The following is a 2367-nucleotide window of genomic DNA, read 5'->3' as shown; positions in this document are numbered from 1 at the left end:
GAACTTCAGATGGGTGGTTGATTCTTGACCAAGAAAGGTCAGTAATGTGGATTAATCCATCAACACCACCTAAATCAATAAAGACACCGTAAGAAGTAATGTTTTTAACAACACCTTCTAATACTTGTCCTTTTTGTAATTTTCCGATGATTTCTTTTTTCTGTACTTCAATATCAGCTTCAATAAGAGCTTTGTGAGATACAACAACATTTTTGAATTCGTGGTTAATTTTTACCACTTTGAATTCCATCATTTTGTTTACATAAACATCGTAATCTCTAATTGGTTTAACATCAATTTGAGATCCTGGTAAGAATGCTTCAATTCCGAAAACATCAACGATCATACCACCTTTAGTTCTGCATTTTACAAAACCATTAACGATTTCACCTGTTTCGTTTGCAGCAATAACTCTATCCCATGATTTAATAGTACGAGCTTTTCTGTGAGATAATACTAATTGACCAGTTTTGTCCTCACGGATGTCGATTAACACTTCTACTTTGTCACCTACTTTTAAGTTTGGGTTATAACGGAATTCATTCAATGAAATAACACCTTCCGATTTTGCATTGATATCAACGATAACGTCTCTATCTGTGATTCTTACAACTACTCCTTCTACAACTTCTTCCTGATCTGTAGCGATAAAAGTTTTTGATACTAGTTCTTCGAATTCTAACAAGTTTTTCTCATCTACTGCATCGATACCTTCTTCGAAGTTATGCCAGTTAAAATTTGATAAAAACTCTTCTTGTGATTTTAATTGTTCAGACATGCTGATTAAAAATTTGTATTCTGTTTTTCTCGAGTTTCTCAAAGTAATAGAAAAAGCAGAAGTTGTTTTACATAAATAGTTGATACCTAAAGGAAACTCTTCTTTACCAAAAGGTGTGCAAAATTAAAACATTTATCTAACATGACAAAATATTTTAGAACAAGATATTTAACACAACTTCAAGAACTGTTATACAAATCATTAAAAAGCACACAAATGTTCTTATGAAAGTAAGATAAACTTTTATTTAGCTTGAAATTGTAGATAAAATATTCAATTCAAATCTATTTCAAAATCAATTTTTTAACCACAGTTGTATAGCTATTTTTAATTTTGATTAAATACATTCCTGGTGCTTGATTCGTTAAATTTATTTGGTTATTTCCAGCAATTGCTTTCTGATTTAGAACAACATTTCCTTGTGGAGAAATTACTGAAATTTCAGATTCTTCAGGTGAAACAATTGTAAAAACGTCCTTGCTAGGATTTGGATACACCAAAATTGTTTCAGGATTTTTTTTCAATTCAGGATTAGCCAAAGTTGCCGTTGGAGGCAAATAAAAATTACCTGTCAATGTTAATAAATATAAAGTTTTTAAAGTATGATTAAAGTAACTACCTGGTTCATTTAAGTTTTTCAAATCATTATAAGAAGCATCTAAATGTGATTGATTTTCACCAGCCATTGCTGCGCAAGCAAATGCTCCTACAAAAGTAGCATTATGCCATTGCCCATACAAACTTCCATTTTGATTATATCCATCTTTTATGTTTGAAGAACCTCCTAAATTTACTCTAACAAAGTCAGATGCTTTCTTAGTATAAGTCTTAGCCTCTGCTGTGCCATACCATAAATAATCAATCGTTATTCGCCAAGGTGTTCTAGCAGCGTCATATGTGTAAGATTTTCCCTGATTTGTATAATTACTTGTTGCACTAGAATAATCACCAGTAGCAGTGCACCAATCAGATACTAGACCACCAACTGCATTATTCTTAGTCAAATTATTATTGATAACCGTATATGCTTTGGCGGCAACTGAGTTCCAAAATGCACTATCATTAGTGAAATTTCCAAAGGCTCTAAAATATGCAGGAGCAAAATAGGAAGGATTAGTTAATGAACTCCCACCAAATGCGTCACCAGGCTTCAGAACAAAAGTAGTTGCTTCAACTTCGTAGGTTTTAATTGCTTTGATTAACAATTTGGCGTCGTTTTTATAGTTTATTGTTCCAGTACTACCCCATTGATAATCAGCTACTATTAATGCGAATGCGCTATCTAATTCGGCATCAGTCGCGCCATTTGCGCCATCAATTCCTAAGCAACCATTAATTTTCCAATTCATTACTCCATTTGCATTGATATTGTCTTTGTAGTATAACCAAAGTGAATCAAAAAGGATTTTATCGCCCATGTATGCCGAAAGCAACATTCCGTAACCAATTCCTTCAGAAACGGTTTTAGAAATATCATCAAATTTCACTCGAGAACGGCCATTATTACATGTTTCTACAAAATTGTTTTTCCAAATTGCGTAACTGTCTTTAAGATCTTGGCTGTTTCTTGTAGTTGCCATTAGTCCATT

At 32.7% G+C, this 2367-nt stretch carries 2 protein-coding genes; both read right to left on the bottom strand.

Features of this window, described 5'->3' with window-relative positions; all coding sequences use genetic code 11:
* On the bottom strand, positions 1–778 hold a 778-nt coding region (locus tag VLC96_RS18245), incomplete at its 3' end, for a S1 RNA-binding domain-containing protein (protein WP_325265229.1).
* 284 nt (positions 779–1062) lie between these two features.
* A partial coding sequence (locus VLC96_RS18240) for a glycosyl hydrolase family 8 (RefSeq protein ID WP_325265228.1) occupies positions 1063–2367 on the bottom strand: 1305 nt, incomplete at its 5' end.

Source organism: Flavobacterium sp. (assembly GCF_035456085.1).
Lineage (GTDB): Bacteria > Bacteroidota > Bacteroidia > Flavobacteriales > Flavobacteriaceae > Flavobacterium.
This window is presented reverse-complemented; position numbering and strand designations above follow the sequence as displayed.